The 18,101-nt window shown below is 74.0% G+C and carries 17 protein-coding genes, 1 tRNA gene and 1 other RNA gene; 7 read left to right on the top strand and 12 right to left on the bottom strand.

Translation table 11 applies throughout. From position 1 onward, the window contains the following. Positions 1-7: 7 nt before the first annotated feature. From AC3WT4_RS16255 to ffs, 4 genes are all read right to left on the bottom strand, one after another. Positions 8-670, bottom strand: coding sequence for a methionine ABC transporter permease (locus AC3WT4_RS16255; protein WP_108049735.1), 663 nt, complete (start codon positions 668-670; stop codon positions 8-10). Further along, positions 670-1,875 carry a methionine ABC transporter ATP-binding protein gene (locus AC3WT4_RS16250; protein ID WP_083384570.1) on the bottom strand — a complete coding sequence of 402 codons (1,206 nt, stop codon included), beginning with the start codon at positions 1,873-1,875 and terminating at the stop codon, positions 670-672. The genes AC3WT4_RS16255 and AC3WT4_RS16250 overlap by 1 nt, the downstream gene beginning before the upstream one ends. A 171-nt stretch (positions 1,876-2,046) precedes the next feature. Next, positions 2,047-2,949, bottom strand: coding sequence for a MetQ/NlpA family ABC transporter substrate-binding protein (locus AC3WT4_RS16245; protein ID WP_074803104.1), 903 nt, complete (start codon positions 2,947-2,949; stop codon positions 2,047-2,049). 530 nt (positions 2,950-3,479) lie between these two features. Beyond that, an RNA gene (gene ffs / locus AC3WT4_RS16240) (signal recognition particle sRNA small type) lies at positions 3,480-3,576 on the bottom strand. Between the two features lie 167 nt (positions 3,577-3,743). Between ffs and AC3WT4_RS16235 the strand changes: the two genes are divergently transcribed. The 5 genes from AC3WT4_RS16235 (at position 3,744) to AC3WT4_RS16215 (ending at position 8,301) form a co-directional block, all read left to right on the top strand. Next, positions 3,744-3,829, top strand: a tRNA-Ser gene (locus tag AC3WT4_RS16235). A 288-nt stretch (positions 3,830-4,117) separates the two neighbouring features. Continuing rightward, positions 4,118-4,813 (top strand): TetR/AcrR family transcriptional regulator, encoded by a 696-nt coding sequence (locus AC3WT4_RS16230; RefSeq protein ID WP_492315928.1) that lies wholly within the window; start codon positions 4,118-4,120, stop codon positions 4,811-4,813. After that, positions 4,810-5,745: an ABC transporter ATP-binding protein gene (locus AC3WT4_RS16225; RefSeq protein ID WP_074803111.1), complete on the top strand. Its 936-nt coding sequence runs from the start codon at positions 4,810-4,812 to the stop codon at positions 5,743-5,745. The genes AC3WT4_RS16230 and AC3WT4_RS16225 overlap by 4 nt, the downstream gene beginning before the upstream one ends. Further along, positions 5,742-7,409, top strand: a complete 1,668-nt coding sequence (locus AC3WT4_RS16220) for an ABC transporter permease (RefSeq protein WP_492315927.1) — start codon at positions 5,742-5,744, stop codon at positions 7,407-7,409. Before AC3WT4_RS16225 ends, AC3WT4_RS16220 begins: the two co-directional genes overlap by 4 nt. A 64-nt stretch (positions 7,410-7,473) precedes the next feature. Next, positions 7,474-8,301: a hypothetical protein gene (locus tag AC3WT4_RS16215; protein ID WP_194227196.1), complete on the top strand. Its 828-nt coding sequence runs from the start codon at positions 7,474-7,476 to the stop codon at positions 8,299-8,301. 28 nt (positions 8,302-8,329) lie between these two features. On the opposite strand, the gene AC3WT4_RS16210 is transcribed toward AC3WT4_RS16215, so the two are convergent. From AC3WT4_RS16210 to AC3WT4_RS16175, 8 genes are all read right to left on the bottom strand, one after another. Continuing rightward, positions 8,330-8,824, bottom strand: coding sequence for a hypothetical protein (locus AC3WT4_RS16210; RefSeq protein ID WP_492315926.1), 495 nt, complete (start codon positions 8,822-8,824; stop codon positions 8,330-8,332). Positions 8,825-8,958: 134 nt separating this feature from the next. Continuing rightward, the gene (locus tag AC3WT4_RS16205) at positions 8,959-9,669 is read right to left on the bottom strand and encodes a response regulator (protein ID WP_021483553.1); all 711 of its coding nucleotides are present in this window, start codon (positions 9,667-9,669) and stop codon (positions 8,959-8,961) included. Then, a complete protein-coding gene (locus tag AC3WT4_RS16200; protein WP_492315925.1) occupies positions 9,666-12,179 on the bottom strand; it encodes a sensor histidine kinase in 2,514 nt (837 codons plus the stop codon). Before AC3WT4_RS16200 ends, AC3WT4_RS16205 begins: the two co-directional genes overlap by 4 nt. Before the next feature lie 2 nt (positions 12,180-12,181). Further along, a complete protein-coding gene (gene kdpC / locus AC3WT4_RS16195) occupies positions 12,182-12,796 on the bottom strand; it encodes a potassium-transporting ATPase subunit KdpC (protein WP_086149782.1) in 615 nt (204 codons plus the stop codon). Between the two features lie 26 nt (positions 12,797-12,822). Then, positions 12,823-14,976, bottom strand: a complete 2,154-nt coding sequence (gene kdpB / locus AC3WT4_RS16190; RefSeq protein ID WP_492315924.1) for a potassium-transporting ATPase subunit KdpB — start codon at positions 14,974-14,976, stop codon at positions 12,823-12,825. A gap of 3 nt (positions 14,977-14,979) precedes the next feature. Further along, entirely contained in the window at positions 14,980-16,653 is a 1,674-nt protein-coding gene (gene kdpA, locus AC3WT4_RS16185) for a potassium-transporting ATPase subunit KdpA (protein ID WP_492315923.1), read from the bottom strand. After that, on the bottom strand, positions 16,653-16,742 hold the full coding sequence (locus AC3WT4_RS16180) for a potassium-transporting ATPase subunit F (RefSeq protein WP_061268977.1): 90 nt from the start codon (positions 16,740-16,742) through the stop codon (positions 16,653-16,655). The genes kdpA and AC3WT4_RS16180 overlap by 1 nt, the downstream gene beginning before the upstream one ends. After that, positions 16,739-16,876, bottom strand: a complete 138-nt coding sequence (locus tag AC3WT4_RS16175) for a hypothetical protein (RefSeq protein ID WP_163188684.1) — start codon at positions 16,874-16,876, stop codon at positions 16,739-16,741. Before AC3WT4_RS16175 ends, AC3WT4_RS16180 begins: the two co-directional genes overlap by 4 nt. 228 nt (positions 16,877-17,104) lie before the next feature. On the opposite strand from AC3WT4_RS16175, the gene AC3WT4_RS16170 reads away from it, so the two are divergent. Beyond that, positions 17,105-17,401 (top strand): type II toxin-antitoxin system VapB family antitoxin, encoded by a 297-nt coding sequence (locus tag AC3WT4_RS16170; RefSeq protein WP_021480409.1) that lies wholly within the window; start codon positions 17,105-17,107, stop codon positions 17,399-17,401. 25 nt (positions 17,402-17,426) lie between these two features. Continuing rightward, a complete protein-coding gene (locus AC3WT4_RS16165) occupies positions 17,427-18,077 on the top strand; it encodes a LytR C-terminal domain-containing protein (protein WP_043652283.1) in 651 nt (216 codons plus the stop codon). Positions 18,078-18,101 lie beyond the last annotated feature (24 nt).

The raw sequence follows: 18,101 nt of genomic DNA, 5'->3' as shown, positions 1-18,101 counted from the left end.
GGCCAGGTCAGCGGTGCAGCGCCTTGCGCGCGAGCCAGTTGCCGAGCAGCTGCGCGACCTGGACGATCGCGATGATGACGAGCACCGTCACGACCACGACGGCCCAGTTGTAGCGCTGGTAGCCGTAGACGATCGCGAAGTTCCCCAGGCCGCCGCCGCCGATGATCCCGGCGATGGCGGACATGTCGAGCACCGCGATGAAGAGGAACGTGTACCCGAGGATGAGCGGCGCGAGCGCCTCGGGCACGAGCACCGTCGTGATGATGCGCCACGACGACGCGCCCATGGCGCGCGCCGCCTCGATGACGCCCGGGTCGATCCCCACGAGGTTCTGCTCGACGATGCGGCTCGTGCCGAACGCCGTCATCACCGACAGGGGGAAGATGAACGCCTCCGTGCCCAGCGTCGTCCCGACCACCTGGAGCGTCACCGGGCCGAGCAGCGTGACGAAGATGATGAACGGGATCGGCCGCACGATGTTGACGAGCACGTTGAGCACGCCGAACACCCAGCGGTTGGCGAGCAGGTTGCCGCGCCGCGTCACGTAGAGCGCGATGCCGAGCGCGAGGCCCGCGACACCGCCCGTGAGCAGGGCGACGGACACCATCTGGAGCGTCTGGCCGAACGACTCGACGAGGATCGGCCACAGCTGGGACCAGTCGCGGTTCATCAGCGGCCTCCGAGGTTGCCGTGGCGGAAGAGGGTGTCGCGGGCGAGACCGTACGGGTCGCCCGGGTCGTCGTCGGGGTCGGGGGCGTCCTCGTCGGCCGGAGCCGCGGCGAGGCGCGCGACGCGCGGGTCGTCGAGCGGGTGCTCCGCCGTCCCGAGGTCGACGACGTCGGCACGCTCGCCGAGCGCGAGGAGGAACGGCGCGATGCGGTCCTCGGGCGCGTCGAGCTCGACGGTGAGCGACCCGAACGGCCGCTCCCCCACCTCGGAGATGCCGCCGTAGACGACGGACCCGTCGACGTCGTGCTCGCGCAGGAGGCGGAACAGGTCCGTCCCGGTGCTCGCGCCCTCGCGCACGCCGACCGTCACGAGGCGGCCCGGGTGGCGCTCGCGCAGGCGGGCGAGCGTCTCGCGCGACGGCCGGTCGTGCAGCGCGGTGCCGACGAACCGCTGCGCGGCGTCGGCGCGCGGCGCGGAGAAGACGTCGTACACGTCGCCCGTCTCGACGACCCGCCCGTGCTCCATCACGGCGACGCGGTGGCAGGTCGAGCGCACGACCTCCATCTCGTGCGTGATGACGACGATGGTGATGCCGAGCTCGGCGTTGACGCGCCGCAGGAGCGCGAGGACCTCGCGCGTCGTCTCGGGGTCGAGCGCGGAGGTCGCCTCGTCGGCGAGGAGGATCGTGGGCTGCGCCGCGAGCGCGCGGGCGATCCCGACGCGCTGCTTCTGCCCGCCCGAGAGCTGGCGCGGGTAGGCCTTCGCCTTGTCGGCGAGCCCCACGAACGCGAGGAGCTCGGCGACGCGCGCCGCCCGCTTCTCGCGCGACCAGCCCGCCACCTTGAGCGGGTAGGCCACGTTCCCGGCGACGGTGCGCGACGACAGGAGGTTGAACTGCTGGAACACCATCCCGATGCGCGAGCGCACCTCGCGCACGCGGCGCTCGGACAGGCCCGTGATGACCTGGCCGTCGACGACGACCTCGCCGCTCGTCACCGTCTCCAGCGCGTTGACGAGCCGCACGAGCGTCGACTTCCCGGCGCCGGAGTAGCCGATGACGCCGAAGATCTCGCCGCGGCGGATGGACAGCGAGACGTCGTCGACCGCGTGCACGGCCCCCTCGCCCTCGCCGAAGGTCTTGCTCACGTGGCGCAGCTCGATCGCGGGCTGCTCGTCACCACCCGGGTCGCGGGGGACGTCGGTCACGTCGGAATCCTCTCGTCGGAGGCCGGGCCGCAGGGCCGGGCCGCCTGGCGCGGTCGGGCCGCCCGCCGTCGGGCGAGCCGTCCGCCTGCCATCGTCTCTCCCCGGCACGACGGCGCGCGAGGGCGGGCGCGTCCTGCGCGCCCGCCCTCCCGTCGTCCGGGACGTGCCGGGTCAGCCGCGGATGTCGGCCTCGATGCCCGCGAGGATCTCCTGGAGCTCCGCCGGCGAGTTCTCCTTGATGACGGCCGTGCCGCCCGACGCCTTCTTCTCGGCCTCGACGACCTCCGGCGAGTGCGAGAGCTCGGCGAGCTTGAGCAGCGTCTCGTCGTCCTTGTCCTCGGCGCGCGCGACCCACACGTTGATGTAGGGCTTCGCGGCGTCGGAGTCGGGGTCGTCCTGGAACAGGGCCTCGTCGGGCGAGAGGCCCGCGTCCTCGACGAAGTCGTTGTTGATGATCGACGCGTCGACCGACTGGAGCTGGATCGGGGTCTGCGCGGCGTCGACGGGCGTGACGGTCACCTTGGAGCTGGGCAGCACGTCGGCCTCGGTCGAGATCGAGCTCCCGCCGTCCTTCAGCTCGACGAGGCCGGCCTCCTGGAGCACGAGGAGCGCGCGGGCGAGGTTCGTCGGATCGTTGGGCACGGCGACCTGGCCGCCGTCGGGGATCTGCTCGAGCGACGTGTGCTTCGTCGAGTACAGGCCGAGCGGGTAGACGGCGGTCGCGCCGATGGGCTGCAGGTCGTCGTTCGCGTCCACGTTGTAGCCCGCGAGGAACTGCAGGTGCTGGAACTGGTTCACGTCGAGCTCGCCCTGGGACAGCGCGGGGTTCGCCTGCGTGTAGTCCTGGAGGTCGACGAGCTCGACGTCGATGCCCTCGGCCTCGGCCTGCTCCTGGAAGACGGCCCACTTGTCGTCGGACGCGCCGACGACGCCGACGCGGATCGGGCCCTCGTCCCCGCTCTCGCCGGAGGCACCGCCCGAGGAGTCGCCGCCACCGCACGCGGTGAGGGTCAGGGCGGCCGTCGCGGCGATCGCGGTCCAGGTCAGGCGCTTGCGGGTGGTGGAGAACGACATGGGGGTTCCTTCCGATGACGACGGCGCGGTCACGGGTGGCGACCGGCACGGCCGGGGGTGCAGGGGGTCCCTGCGAGGTGGTGGGGTTCGGGGTGCTTCCGGCGGGCCATCAGCCACGCGGCGAGCGGGGGCCGGTCGTCGTCGAGGACGACGCGGCGGGTGCGGCGCAGGTCTCCCTGCGGGTCACGACGGCGTCAGCAGCCGCACATTCGCCCGGTGCGCACGCGGCGACAGCACGACGAGCCGGCGCAGGCTGCTGCGCGCGGGGTCGTGGTGACGACGTGCTGGCGGGTCATGCCGACATCATGGGCACGACGGCGGCCCGCACGCCAATCTCCGGCCACGAAAGTCCACGATGTGGACCACAAAGTGGTCGCATGTCGGGAACAAGGGCGCCCTCATCGGGCCAGAAGGGGGCAATTCGGTCAGACCCGCCGCAGCGCCGCGCACCGAGGCGCTGCTGCACGCGCGGACCGCCGCGCAACGGCCGGACGGCGCAGCCAGCACGGGGCCGCAGCGGGTCCGGGGACGCAAAGGACCCCTCGCACACCCACCAGAGCTCACCTACCCTTGCTGCCTTCCGGCCCTGGGGGAGTTCGGCGAGATGATGCCGCACGAGGGGTCTGCACCCACCCTAGCCCAGGTCGGCGCCGCGCTCGAAACCCGCTCCCCCACGCGCTCCACCACGCGTTCCGGCACACCGCCTCCCAGAGGCGATTCGGTCGGGGAGCCGCCGTCCGGTATCCTCGTTGCGCTGCTGTCGGTGCGCACCCGTGCGTCGTCGACCGTCGCCAGGAGGATTCGCCTAGTGGCCTATGGCGCACGCTTGGAAAGCGTGTTGGGTTAACAGCCCTCGGGGGTTCGAATCCCCCATCCTCCGCAGACCGAAGGGCCCGCCGCACTCGCGGCGGGCCCTTCGTCGTCGTGCACGCGCACACCGAAAAGGCCCGTCGCACAGGTGCGACGGGCCTCTCGACGTCCCGACGGTCCGACGCGCCGGGACGTGGCGCCGGCGGTGCCGCCGACGGCTCCCCCCAGCCTACGGGTGTCCGGCCCGGAACGGCAGGGGTGGAGAGCCCCGGAGTCCCGGATCTTCGCCACATCCGCCCACCCTGGGACTTCTCTGAACCGCTGGACAGGCGTTGAACACGTGTTTAGTCTATTGAACATGCGTTCAGAGCAGCAGCCGCCAGCGAGCACGCCCCCGCCGTCGGGCACCGACGACCTCACGACCCGCGCCCGGATCCGGGACGCCGCGATCGCCCGGTTCGCGCGGGACGGGTTCGGCGCGCCGCTGCGCACCATCGCGGCCGACGCGGGCGTGAGCGCAGCACTCGTCGTGCACCACTTCGGCTCCAAGGACGGGCTGCGTCGCGCGTGCGACGCGTACGTGTTCGACGCCGTCCGCGCCGCGAAGACCGACGCGATCTCGCCGCAGGACCCGGCGGCCGGGCCCATGGCGCTGTTCACGCAGCTCGCCGGGATCGAGGACTACGCGCCCGTGTTCGAGTACACGCTGCGCAGCCTCCAGGCGGGCGGCGACCTCGCACGCTCGTTCGTCGAGCACCTCACGCAGGTCACGCTCGAGTACATGGAGGACGGCGTCGCCGCCGGGGTGATCCGCCCGAGCCGGGACGAGCCCGCCCGCGCGCGGTACCTCGTCTCGCTCTCCCTCGGCTCGCTCCTCGTCGACGGCGCGCTGCGCGAGCGGACCGAGCCGCGCGACCCCGAGGCCGACCTCCGCGAGTACGTCGAGCGCGTGATGCTGCCCGCGCTCGAGGTCTTCACCGAAGGGCTCTTCGTCGAGCCGACGCTGCTCGACGCGTACGTCCGGCACACCACCCACCAGGAGGAGACGCGATGACGAGCACGACCCCCGCCGTCGAGGTGCACGACCTGCGCAAGGCGTTCGGCCACGTGCAGGCGCTCGACGGCCTCGACCTGACCGTCCGCACGGGCGAGGTCGCCGGCTTCCTCGGACCGAACGGCGCCGGGAAGTCGACGACGATCCGGGTGCTGCTCGGGCTGCTCCGCGCCGACTCGGGGACCACCCGGCTGCTCGGCGGGGACCCGTGGCGCGACGCCGTCGACCTGCACCGCCGGCTCGCGTACGTTCCGGGCGACGTGAGCCTGTGGCCGAACCTCACCGGCGGCGAGGCGATCGACCTGCTCACCCGGCTGCGCGGGCGCGTCGACCCGCGCCGCAAGGCGCTCCTGCTCGAGCGCTTCGAGCTCGACCCGTCGAAGAAGGCGCGCACGTACTCCAAGGGGAACCGGCAGAAGGTCGCGCTCGTCGCGGCGTTCGCGTCCGACGTCGAGCTGCTCGTGCTCGACGAGCCGACGTCCGGCCTCGACCCCCTCATGGAGTCGGTGTTCACGCAGTGCGTGCGCGAGGTCACGGCGGAGGGGCGGTCGGTCCTGCTCTCGAGCCACATCCTCGCGGAGGTCGAGAAGCTGTGCGACACCGTGACGATCATCCGCGCCGGCCGCACGGTCCAGTCCGGCACGCTCGCCGAGCTGCGGCACCTCACGCGGTCGTCGGTCACCGCGGTGACCGACCGCGACCCTGCCGCTCTCGACGCGCTCGACGGCGTGCACGACCTCCTCGTCGAGCCCGGCGCCGACGGGACGCGGGCGCGGTTCGACGTCGACAACGACCACGTGCAGCCCGTGCTGCGCGCGCTCACCGACCTCGGGCTGCGGTCCGTCACGGTCACGCCGCCGTCGCTCGAGGAGCTGTTCCTGCGCCACTACGGCGACGAGCTCGCCCAGCTCGACGGGGCCGGTGCGCTGTGAGCGCCCCCACCGCGGCGCCGCCCCGCGGACGTCGCGCGACCGCCGTCGCTCCCGAGCCACCCCGCCCCGGCCGCGCGGCCACGGGCTGGCTCACCCTGCTGCGCTTCGTCCTGCGCCGCGACCGCGTCCGCATCCCCGTCTGGACGGCCGCCGTCGCGCTCCTCTTCGGGTACGCGGCCGTCGCCCTCGACACGCTCTACCCGACGGCGGCCGACCGCCAGGCGCGCGCGGCGCTCGTCTCGAGCCCCGCCGGAATCATGCTGTCCGGGCCGCAGTACGGCATCGAGGACTACACGCTCGGCGCGATGATCGCCAACGAGATGGCCCTCACCGTCATGGTCGCGGTCGCGATCATGAGCATCTTCCTCGTCGTGCGGCACACGCGTGCCGAGGAGGAGACCGGCCGGGCGGAGCTCGTCCGGGCGGGCGTCGTCGGGCGGCACGCGCCCGCGACCGCGGCGTTCGTCGCCGCGGTCGTGGCGAACGCGGCCATCGCCCTCGCGACCGGCGTGGTGCTCGTCGCGACCGGTCTCGACGCCGTGGACTCCCTCGCGCTCGGTGCCGCCGTCGGGGTCACGGGCCTCGTGTTCGCGGCCGTCGCCGTCGTGACGAGCCAGGTCACCGAGCACGCGCGCGGCGCGAGCGGGCTCGCGCTCGCCGTGCTCGGCGTCGCGTTCCTCCTCCGCGCCGTCGGCGACGTCCAGGAGGAGCACGGCAGCTGGGTCTCGTGGCTCTCCCCCATCGGGTGGGCGCAGCAGATCCGGGCGTTCGTCGACCTGCGCTGGTGGCCCCTCGTCCTGTCCGTCGCGCTCGTCGTGCTGCTCCTCGCCCTGGGCGCGGCGCTCGCCGCCCGGCGCGACCTCGGCGCCGGGCTCGTCCCGCCGCGCGCGGGCCGGCCCGACGCCGCCCGGTGGCTCGCGAGCCCGCTGGCCCTCGCGTGGCGCCAGCAGCGCGCGTCCGTGCTCGCGTGGGCCGTCGGGGTCGGCGTCACGGCGCTCGCGTGCGGGACGTTCGTCGACTCGGTGGGCGACATGGTCGCGGACAACCCCGAGATCGCGCAGATGATCGGCGACGCGTCCGCCCTCGTGGGCGGGTTCGTCGCCGTCATGGCCCTCTTCCTCGGGCTCGGCGCGGGCGGGTTCGCCGTCGCCTCGGTGCAGCGCGCCCGGGGCGAGGAGACCGCGGGGCGGCTCGAGCCGGTGCTCGCGACGGGCGTCGGGCGCGTGCGGTGGCTCGCGGGCCAGCTCGTCGTGACCCTTTCCGGGACGTGCGTCCTGCTGGCCGTGAGCGCCGTCGGGCTCTGGCTCGGCGCGCTGAGCGTCGGGGAGGACGCGTTCGGCCTCGGCGACCATCTCGCCGCGTCGTTCGCGTACCTGCCCGCGATCGCGGTCGTCGCGGGGGTCGCGGTCGCGGCGTTCGGGTCGCGCCCGGGCCTCGCGGCGCTCGCGTGGGCGCTCCTCGCCTACTCGTTCGTCGTGACGATGTTCGGCGCCCTGCTCGACCTGCCGTCGTGGGCGAGCGGGCTCTCGCCCTTCTGGCACGTGCCCCAGCTCCCCGGGGCCGACGCCGAGCCGTGGCCCTTCGTGTGGCTCACGCTCCTCGCCGTCGTGCTCGTCGCGCTGGGCCTCGCGGGCTTCCGCCGCCGCGACGTCCCGCGCCCCTGACGCGTGCCCGTCGTGGGCTCCGGCTAGGCTCGATCCACCTTTTCCGACCACGGAGGTGACGGTCATGTCCACGCCCGACCGGAGCGACGCGACGCGCTCGGCCAGGGCCACCCTGCACGAGTGGGTCGACGCGATCCCCGCGCGGGAGCCGACCGAGGGTGCGGGAGCCCGCGAGCCGCGCACGTGGGTCGCGGCCCTCGCGCTCGAGGGCACGTGGCTGGGCCTGTACCAGGACGCGTACCGGTTCACCGAGACGGAGTGGGACGAGCTGGTCGACGACCTCTCCCGGTACGCCGACGTCCGGCCGCCCGCGCGCGCCGTCGTGTTCCGCGACGTCGAGCTCGACGAGGACCCGTTCCGCGACGACGAGCGCCCGCTCGTGGACGCGGTGCTGCGCGTCGCGCTCGAGGAGGGGGTCGAGAACGTCACGTTCGCCGCGGTCGCGCGGCGGTGCGACCGCAGCGAGTCGACCCTGCGGTCGATGTTCGGGGACGCCGAGACGCTGGTCGACGACGTCGCGATCGAGGTCGTGCAGTCCGGGTTCGACGACCTCTCGCCGCTGCGGCTCGACCCGTCGCGCGCCGCGGTCGCGGCGTCCGTCGCGGCGCTCGACGACTCGCGCAAGGCGGCGGCGCTCCTGCGCCTCTACGCCCTCGGCGGGGTCGCGCGCGACGACGTGCCCGAGGGTCAGCACACCGTCCACGCGGACGTGCTGCGCGCGTGGCGGGAGGAGGGCGCGCCGTCGTCCCTCGTGCTCGCGGCGCTCGCGTGCGACGGCTGGCGGGCGGGCGAGCGGCAGCGCGCGCTGCTGTTCCCGCCGGCCCTGCCGGGTGCGGTCGTGCGCGAGCTCGCGCGCCTCGTGGACGACGCCGCGGGCCCGGCCACGCCGTAGCGGTCCCGGCACGGCCCGCGGCTCCCGGTCAGCGCCGGAGCTCGCGCTCCCGCACGACGCCAGGGCACGGGATCGCGACGACGTCCCCACGCCTCAGGTCATCGGGGAGCCGCGCGGCGGCCCCGGCGCGGCCGGGGGCGGGGTGCACGGTGAAGCGGCGCAGGGGTGCCGCCGAGACACGGCCGACGAGCCGGGCCTCCTCGACCGCCGCGCCGCACGCGTCGAGGTCGGCGTCGAGCCACACCTGCCGGTGGTGGCCCCCGAGGCGCGGGACGACGTCCTCCACCCCGGCGAGCACGACGCACCGCGGCGACGCCTCCCACAGCCGCCCGACGCGGCCGGGGTCGGCGCTCGCGGGCACGTGGACGGTCGGGGTCGCGCGCAGCCGGGCGCAGGCGGCGAGGCTCGTCCCGTCGACGAGCACGTCGTGCGGGGCGAGGACGGTGCCGCCCGGCCAGGCCGACGAGGGAGCGCCGCGCAGCGCGGCGAGCCGGGCGGAGAACGCGGTGTGCACGAGGGTCATGGCTCCGGTCTACCGCGCGCGGCGACGGCGGGATCCGGGCCTGACGGAACGCACACGGCCCGCGCCCGGATCCTCACGGCCTCCCGACGCGCGGGGGGCCGTCCGCCCGTGGGGAGGCTGCTCGCGGGCCGGCGTCAGGACGCCGCGGTCGGCGCGCCGGGGTCCGGCTCGAAGCGGTAGCCCATGCCCGCCTCCGTGAGCAGGTAGCGCGGCGCCGCCGGCTCCGGCTCGAGCTTCTTGCGGAGCTGCGCGACGTACAGGCGCAGGTACCCCGTGTCGCTCACGTGCTGGGAGCCCCAGATCTCGGTGAGCAGCGTCTGCCGCGTGACGAGCTTCCCCGGGTTGCGGACGAGCCGCTCCAGCACCTGCCACTCCGTCGGGGTGAGGCGCACCTGCTCGGTCTGGCCGTCGCGCACGCGCACGACGCTGTGGGCCGACAGGTCGACCGTCACGTCGCCCAGCACGACGACCGGGGCGGAGTCCTCGTGCGCGACGCGGCGCGTGAGCGCGCGGATGCGGGCGAGCAGCTCCTCGATGGAGAACGGCTTCGTGACGTAGTCGTCGGCGCCCGCGTCGAGGGCCTCGACCTTGTCGGCGGCGCCCGTGCGTCCGGACACGACGAGGATCGGGGCGTCGGACCAGCCCCGGACGGCGTGGATCACGTCGAGGCCGTCGAGCTCGGGCATGCCGAGGTCGAGCATGAGGACGTCCGGGCGGTGGTCGATCGCGCGCGCGATCGCCTGCGAGCCCGAGGTCGCCGTGATGATCTCGTAGCCCTGCGCGGTGAGGGTGATGCGCAGGGCGCGCAGGATCTGCGGGTCGTCGTCGGCGATGAGGATCTTCATGGCGCGCTGGTCTCCGGTGCGTCGGGGTGGGGCGTCGGGCCCGCGGCGGGCAGGGCCACGACCATGGTGAGCCCTCCGCCGGGGGTGTCCTCCGGGGTGAGCGTGCCGCCCATGCCCTCGACGAACCCCTTCGACAGCGCGAGGCCGAGCCCGAGGCCGGTCGTGTTGTCGGTGTCGCCGAGGCGCTGGAACGGCACGAACACGTCCTCGCGCCGCTCGGGCGGGATGCCCGGACCGTGGTCGACGACGCGGATCTCGACCGACCCGCCGAACGCGCTCGTCGAGATCCGTACCCGCTCGCCCTGGGGCGAGTGCCGTGTCGCGTTGGCGAGCAGGTTGACGAGCACCCGCTGGAGCAGCACCGGGTCGGCGACGACCGCGGGGACGTCGAGCTCGAGGTCGAGCTCGACCTGGGCCGGCCCCAGGCCGAGCTCGTCCAGGGCCGGCAGCACGACGTCGGCCGGCTCGACCTCGGTGCGCGACACCCCGAGGACGCCCGCCTCCAGGCGGCTCACGTCGAGCAGGTCGGTGATGAGCGTGCCGAGGGCGCCGAGGCTCTCGTCCGCGGTCGCGAGCAGCTCGTCCCGGTCGGCGGGGCTGAGCGCGCCGCGCGTCGAGCGCAGGCCGCTCACGGCGGCGGTCGCGGCGCTCAGCGGGCGGCGCAGGTCGTGGCTCAGCGCCGACAGCAGCGCGCTGCGCACGCGGTCGGACTCGGCGAGCTGGTCCATCTCGCTCGCGACCTCGGCGAGGTCGCTGTGCTCGAGCGCCGCCTCGAGCTGCACCGCGATGACGTTGAGCAGCCGCCGCTCGGAGGCCGCGAGGTCCGGGCCGAACAGCTCGAGGTCGGCGCGGTCGTCCACGCGCACCGTCGTGCTGGGCGTGCCCGGTCCCGGGTCGCCGTCGGCCGCGAGCTCCGTCCCGGAGACGACGAGCCGTGCCCCCACCATGCCGAACGCCTCGCGCGCCCGGCTCACGAGGGCCTGCACGGCGTCCTGCCCGCGCAGGACGCTGCCCGCGACCGTGGCGAGCACCTCGGACTCCGCGGCCGCCCGCCGGGCCGCCCGGGTCGTGCGCGCCGCGCGGTCGACGACGACGCTCACGAGCACGGCGATGACGACGTACAGGACGAGGGCCACGAGGTGGAACCGCTCGCCCACGGTGATCGTGTGCAGGGGCTCGACGAAGAAGTAGTCGAGCGTGACGCCCGACAGGACCGCGGCGTAGACCGCGGGCCAGACGCCCCCGACGAGCGCGACGACGACGACGAGCAGCTGGTACGCCAGGACGTCCGTCACGAGCGTGTCCTCGTCGCGCGCCGTGACGAGGAGCCAGGTGAGCAGCGGTCCCCCGACGAGCGCGAGGACGAACCCCGCGACGCGACGCCGCAGGGTGAGCGCGCCGCCCGAGCGGGGCAGGCGCGCCCCTCCCCCGGCGGCGGCGTGGTTGACGATGTGGACGTCGATGTTGCCCGCCTCGCGCGTGACCGTCGCGCCGATGCCCGGACCGCTGAGGGCCGACGCGAGCCGGCCCCGGCGCGAGACCCCGATGACGAGCTGCGTGGCGTTGACACCCTTGGCGAACTCGACGAGCGCGGTGGGGACGTCGTCGCCCACGACCTGGTGGTACGTCCCGCCGAGCTGCTCGACGAGCGCGCGCTGGTGCGCGAGCGCGCCGGGGGCCGCGTCGCGCAGGCCGTCCTGCGTCGTGACGTGCACCGCGAGGAGCTGGCCGCCCGCCGAGCGCGCGGCGATGCGGGCGCCGCGCCGCACGAGCGTCTCCCCCTCCGGGCCGCCCGTGAGCGTCACGACGACGCGCTCGCGCGCCTCCCACGTGCTGTCGATCCCGTGCTCGGTCCGGTAGAGCTGGAGCGCCGCGTCGACCTCGTCGGCGAGCCAGAGCAGCGCGAGCTCGCGCAGCGCGGTGAGGTTCCCGAGGCGGAAGTAGTTCGACAGCGCCGCGTCGACGCGCTCGGCCGGGTAGACGTACCCGCCCGCGAGGCGGTCGCGCAGCGCCTGGGGCGCGAGGTCGACGACCTCGATCTGGTCCGCGCCGCGCAGGACGGCGTCGGGGATCGTCTCGCGCTGCACGGCGCCCGTGATCTTCTCGACCACGTCGTTGAGCGACTCGATGTGCTGGATGTTGACGGTCGAGATGACGTCGATCCCGGCGTCGAGCAGCCGGTCGACGTCCTGCCAGCGCTTCTCGTGGTCGAGACCCGGCGCGTTCGTGTGCGCGAGCTCGTCGACGAGCGCGACGTCGGGGCGCCGCGCGAGGACGGCGTCCAGGTCGAGGTCCGTGAGCTCGACGCCCCGGTGGGTCACGCGGACGCGGGGCACCACCTCGAGTCCCTCCGCCATGGCCGCCGTCGCGGCGCGGCCGTGGGTCTCCACGACCGCGACCACGACGTCCCGGCCCTCGTCGCGCAGACGGCGGCCCTCCTCGAGCATGGCGTAGGTCTTCCCGACGCCGGGCGCCGCGCCGAGGAGGACCCGCAGCCGTCCGCGCGCCATGCTCAGCCTCCGATCCGGTCCAGGGCGACGTTGAGCTCGAGCACGTTCACCGTCGGCTCGCCGAGGTACCCCAGCGCACGCCCCCCAGTGTGCCGCGCGACGAGCTCCTCGACCTGCGCGGCGGTCAGACCGCGCGCCGCCGCGACGCGGTCGACCTGGACGGCGGCGTAGGCCGGGCTGATGTGGGGGTCGAGGCCGGAGCCCGAGGCCGTGAGCGCGTCCACGGGGACGTCGGCCGGGTCGATGCCCTCGAGCTCGGCGACCTGGGCGCGCCGCTCCGTGATCGCGGCGACGAGGTCGGCGTTCTCGGGGCCGAGGTTCGAGCCCGACGACGCCGCGGCGTCGTACCCGTCGCCCGCGGCCGACGGCCGGGGCTGGAAGTACTCGGGCAGCGGGTCGCCGTCGGCGTCGGTGAACGCCTGCCCGAGCAGGGCCGACCCGACGACCCGGCCCGCGCCGTCGTGCACCAGCGAGCCGTCGGCGCGCGCCGGAAGGACGAGCTGCCCGACGCCGGTGACGACGAGCGTGTACCCGACGCCGAGGAGGAGGGTGAGGACGAGCATCGCCCGGGTTGCGACCCAGACGACCCGCCCGGTGCTGCGTGCCGTGGTGTTCATGGAGGTTCTCCTGGTCGTCGTGCGGGTCAGTAGCCGGGGAGGAGGCGCACGACGAGGTCGATGAGCCAGATGCCGACGAACGGGGCCACCAGGCCGCCGACGCCGTAGACGAGCAGGTTCCGCCCGAGGATCGTCGAGGCGTCGGCCGGCCGGTACCGCACGCCGCGCAGCGCGAGCGGGATGAGCAGCACGATGACGATCGCGTTGAAGACGATCGCCGACAGCACCGCCGACGACGGCGAGCTGAGGCCCATGACGTTGAGCACCTCGAGGCCGGGGAACACCCCCATGAACATCGCGGGGATGATCGCGAAGTACTTCGCGACGTCGTTGGCGATCGAGAACGTGGTGAGCGCCCCGCGCGTGATGAGGAGCTGCTTGCCGATGCGCACGACGTCGATGAGCTTCGTCGGGTCGGAGTCGAGGTCGACCATGTTGCCGGCCTCCTTCGCGGCCGACGTGCCGGAGTTCATCGCGACGCCCACGTCGGCCTGCGCCAGGGCGGGCGCGTCGTTCGTGCCGTCGCCCGTCATGGCGACGAGGTTGCCGCCCTCCTGCTCGGCGCGGATGAGCGCGAGCTTGTCCTCGGGCGTGGCCTCGGCGAGGAAGTCGTCGACGCCCGCCTCCTGCGCGATCGCGGCGGCGGTGAGCGGGTTGTCGCCCGTGATCATCACCGTGCGGATGCCCATCGACCGCAGCTCGGCGAAGCGGTCCGCGATGCCCTCCTTCACGACGTCCTTGAGGTGGACGACGCCGAGCACGCGGCTCGCGCCGTCCGGCGTCCGCACCGCGACGACGAGCGGCGTGCCGCCCGACTGCGCGACCTCCTCCACGACGTCGTCGAGCTCCGCGAGCACGCTCGACGCCGCCCGCTCGCCGCCCTGCTCGACCCACGCCGTCACGGCGGAGCCGGCGCCCTTGCGGATCTGGGTGCCGTCCGGCTCGTCGAGCCCCGACATCCGGGTCTGCGCCGTGAACGGCACGATCTCGCCCGGCGCGGTCGGCCCGACGTCGAGGCCCCCGCGGCGCGCGAGCTCGACGATCGACGTGCCCTCCGGCGTCGGGTCCGCGAGGGACGACAGCGCGGCGGCGCGGACGAGCTCACGCTCGTCGACGTCGCGCAGCGCGACGAACCGCGCGGCCTGCCGGTTGCCGTAGGTGATGGTGCCCGTCTTGTCGAGCAGGAGGGTCGTGACGTCGCCCGCCGCCTCGACGGCGCGGCCGGACATCGCGAGCACGTTGCGCTGCACGAGGCGGTCCATCCCCGCGATGCCGATCGCCGAGAGCAGCGCGCCGATCGTCGTCGGGATGAGGCAGACCAGGAGCGCGACGAGGACGGCGACGCTCACGGGGCTCGCCGCGTACGACGCGACGGGGTTGAGCGTGAGGGCGACCACGACGAACACGATCGACAGCGACGCGAGGAGGATGCTCAGCGCGATCTCGTTCGGCGTGCGCTGCCGGCTCGCGCCCTCGACGAGCGCGATCATCCGGTCGACGAACGTCTCGCCCGGCATCGAGGTGACGCGCACGACGATGCGGTCCGACAGGACGCGCGTGCCGCCGGTGACGGCGGACCGGTCGCCGCCCGACTCGCGGATCACCGGCGCGGACTCCCCCGTGATCGCGGACTCGTCGACCGACGCGATGCCCCAGACGATCTCGCCGTCGCCGGGGACCAGCTCCCCCGCCTCGACGACGACGACGTCCCCCAGCCGCAGGTCGGCCGAGGACACCTCGACCGCGCGGGCGCGCAGGGCGCCGGGGTCGCCCGTCTCGTCGTACGCGGCGGCCCGGTGCGCGACGGTCGCGGTGCGGGTCCGGCGCAGCGAGTCGGCCTGGGCCTTGCCGCGGCCCTCCGCGACCGACTCCGCGAGGTTGGCGAAGAGGACCGTGAGCCACAGGAACACGGCGATGACCGCGGTGAAGGACCCGGGGACGGGCGTGCCGCCCGACTCCTCCGGACCGCCGAGGAACGGCTCGACGACCGCGATCACGGTGGTGAGGGCGGCCCCGACCCAGACGAGGAACATCACGGGGTTGCGCCACATCTGGCGCGGGTCGAGCTTGCGGAACGCGCCGGGCAGCGCCTGGCGCACCTGCGACCAGGTGAACAGGCCGCCGGTGGTCGCGGCCGGCTGGTGCACGGCGCGCGGGGACGGGTGGGTGAGCGTGGACATGGGTTACAGCAGCCCTTCAGCCAGGGGACCCAGCGCGAGAACGGGGAAGTACGTGAGCGCGGTGAGGAGGACCACCACGCCGATCAGGAGCCCCACGAACTGGGGGCGGTGGGTCGGCAGCGTGCCGGCGGTCGCGGGCACCTTGTCCTGCTGCGCGAGCGAGCCCGCGAGCGCGAGGACGAGGGCGATCGGCACGAACCGGCCGAGCAGGATCGCGACCCCGAGCGCGGTGTTGAGCCACGGGGTGTTCGCGGTGAGACCCGCGAACGCCGACCCGTTGTTGTTGGCGGCCGACGTGAACGCGTACAGCACCTCGGTCGTGCCGTGCACGCCGGGGTTCCAGATCGACACCGTCTCGACGCTCTCGCGCACGGCCGGGATCGCGAAGCTCAGGGCCGTGCCGACGAGCACGAGGGTCGGCGTGACGAGGATGTAGAGGCTCGCGAGCTTGATCTCGCGCGGCCCGATCTTCTTGCCCAGGTACTCGGGCGTGCGCCCGACGAGCAGGCCAGCGATGAAGACCGCGATGACGGCGAGCACGAGCATCCCGTAGAGCCCGGAGCCGACGCCGCCCGGCGCGACCTCGCCGAGCATCATGTTGAGCAGCGGGAGCATCCCGCCCAGCGCCGTGTACGAGTCGTGCATCGAGTTGACCGCGCCGGTCGACGTCGTGGTGCTCGTCGTGGCGAAGAGGGTCGAGCCGATGATCCCGAACCGCGCCTCCTTGCCCTCCATCGCGCCCCCGGCGAGCTGCGGCGCCGTGCCGTTCCCGGCGGACTCCAGCGCGGTCAGGGCCACGAACGAGGCCACGAAGAGCACGCCCATCGTCGCGAGGATCGCGTAGCCCTGCCGGTCGTCGCCGACCATGCGGCCGAACGTGCGGGGCAGGGAGAACGGGATGACGAGCATGAGCAGGACCTCGACGACGTTCGTCCACGCCGACGGGTTCTCGAACGGGTGCGCCGAGTTCACGTTGAAGAACCCGCCGCCGTTCGTGCCGAGCAGCTTGATGACCTCCTGCGAGGCCACCGGCCCGCCCGGCACGCTCTGGGTGCCGCCCGCGAGGGTCGTCACCTGCGTGAAGCCGTCGAAGTTCTGCACGACACCGCCGACGAGCAGCACGACCGCGCCCACGAGGGAGATCGGGAGCAGGATGCGCAGGCACCCGCGCACGAGGTCCACCCAGAAGTTCCCGATCGTGCCGACCCGGCGGTACGCGAAGCTCCGCACGAGCGCCACGGCGACCGCCATGCCGACCGCCGCGGACACGAAGTTCTGCACCGCGAGCCCGGCGAGCTGCACGGTGTACCCGAGCGTCTGCTCCGGCAAGTACGACTGCCAGTTCGTGTTGCCCACGAACGACGCGGCCGTGTTGAACGCGAGGTGCTCCGACGGCGCGGGCAGCCCGAGCGAGTACGGCAGCCACTGCTGCGTGCGCTGGAGCAGGTAGAGGAGCAGGAGGCCCACGGCCGAGAAGGCGAGGATGCTGCGCAGGTAGGCGGGCCACGTCTGCTCGGAGCGGGGGTCGACGCCCAGGACGCGGTACAGGCCCCGCTCCACCCGCCAGTCCTTCGGCGTGGAGTAGACCCGCGCCATGTGGTCGCCCAGCGGGCGGTAGAGCGCCGCGAGGACCAGGGCGACGGTCCCGAGCGCGAGGAGCGCGAAGATCCAGGTCATCAGAAGCGCTCCGGTCTCACGAGCGCCACCACGAGATACACGATCGCCGCCGCACCGAGAGCCGCGGCGAGGAGCTCGAGCACGATCACAGCTTCTCCACCGCCTTCCCGATTCCGGCGACCAGCACGAACACGGCGATCACGCCGAGCACGTAGACGATGTCGAGCACGAGACGTCCCCAGGTCGAGACCGACGGCCCCCTGTCGGGCGGCCGGGCGCCCACCGGACGGGGCGCCGACGACGATCGAACACCCGCTCCGAGGCGCCGGAGCCCGTCCTCACGGGACCCATACGGCGCGGGGCGCGACGCTAACGGTCTCCTCACGGCCCCCGCCGGTCCGGGAGGTCGCGGACGACCCCGTCGGTTCCCGTGGGGAGTTCGTGACGACTGCGTGACCGGCACCCCGCCATCGGGGGCAGCGGCCGCCGTCGGGCACCTAGGATGTCCCGCATGATCTTCAAGGCCGTCGGCGACGGGCGCCCCTACCCGGACCACGGCCGGGTCACCGCCCGCGACTGGGCGGAGGTGCCCCCGCGTCAGGTGCGCCTCGACGAGCTCGTCACCACCAAGCGCACGCTCGACCTCGACGCGCTCCTCGCCGAGGACTCCACGTTCTTCGGCGACCTCTTCGCGCACGTGGTCGAGTTCGACGGCGTCCTCTACCTCGAGGACGGCCTGCACCGCGCCGTCCGCGCCGCCCTGCAGCAGCGGGCGATCCTGCACGCGCGCGTGCTGACGCTGCGATGAGCGGCCGGTCCGGTAGGTTGCTGGCGTGACACTCCGCCCCGACACCGCGCGCGCCGTCCGCCGCCGGCGCATGCACGAGCGCCAGGCCGTCGTGTTCGGGCTGCTCATCGCGGCGCTCGCCGTCGTCGGGATCGGCGCCCTCGCCGTGTACACCGGGGCGATCGAGGCGCCGTTCGACCGGGAGCTGTCCTCGCCCGAGGCCGTCGACGACCTCGCGGACGTCAAGGTCCCCTGCCTCGCGGACGGCACGCTGCCCGTCGCGACGGGCGACATCCAGGTCAACGTCTACAACGCGTCCGGCAAGGACGACCCGCTGGGCCGGCTCAACCAGGACATCCTCACGTCACGCGGGTTCGCGGTGCTCTCGACGGGCAACGCCCCGGACCTCGACGGCGACGGGAAGTCCGACGTCGTGTCGCGCACGCAGATCCACTTCGGTGCCGCGGGCGTCGCGCAGGCGTACACCCTCGCCGCGCACTACGAGAACCCGGGCCTCGTGCTCGACGCGCGCGAGGACGCGACCGTCGACCTCTACGTGGGCGCCGACTTCGAGAACATCGTGGACCCGGAGCTCGTCGGCCTGTCCGGCGACGTCCCGCTCGAGAGCCGCGCGGGGTGCGTCCCGATCGAGGAGATCACGCCCCGCCCGCTGCCCGTGCCCCCTGCCGAGGGCTAGCACGTCCCGGCCCGGCGCCCGCCG

Source organism: Cellulosimicrobium sp. EB106-03-01-XG111, assembly GCF_058792115.1.
The sequence above is the reverse complement of the archived record's forward strand: the minus strand, read 5'-3'. Positions and strand labels throughout refer to the sequence as shown.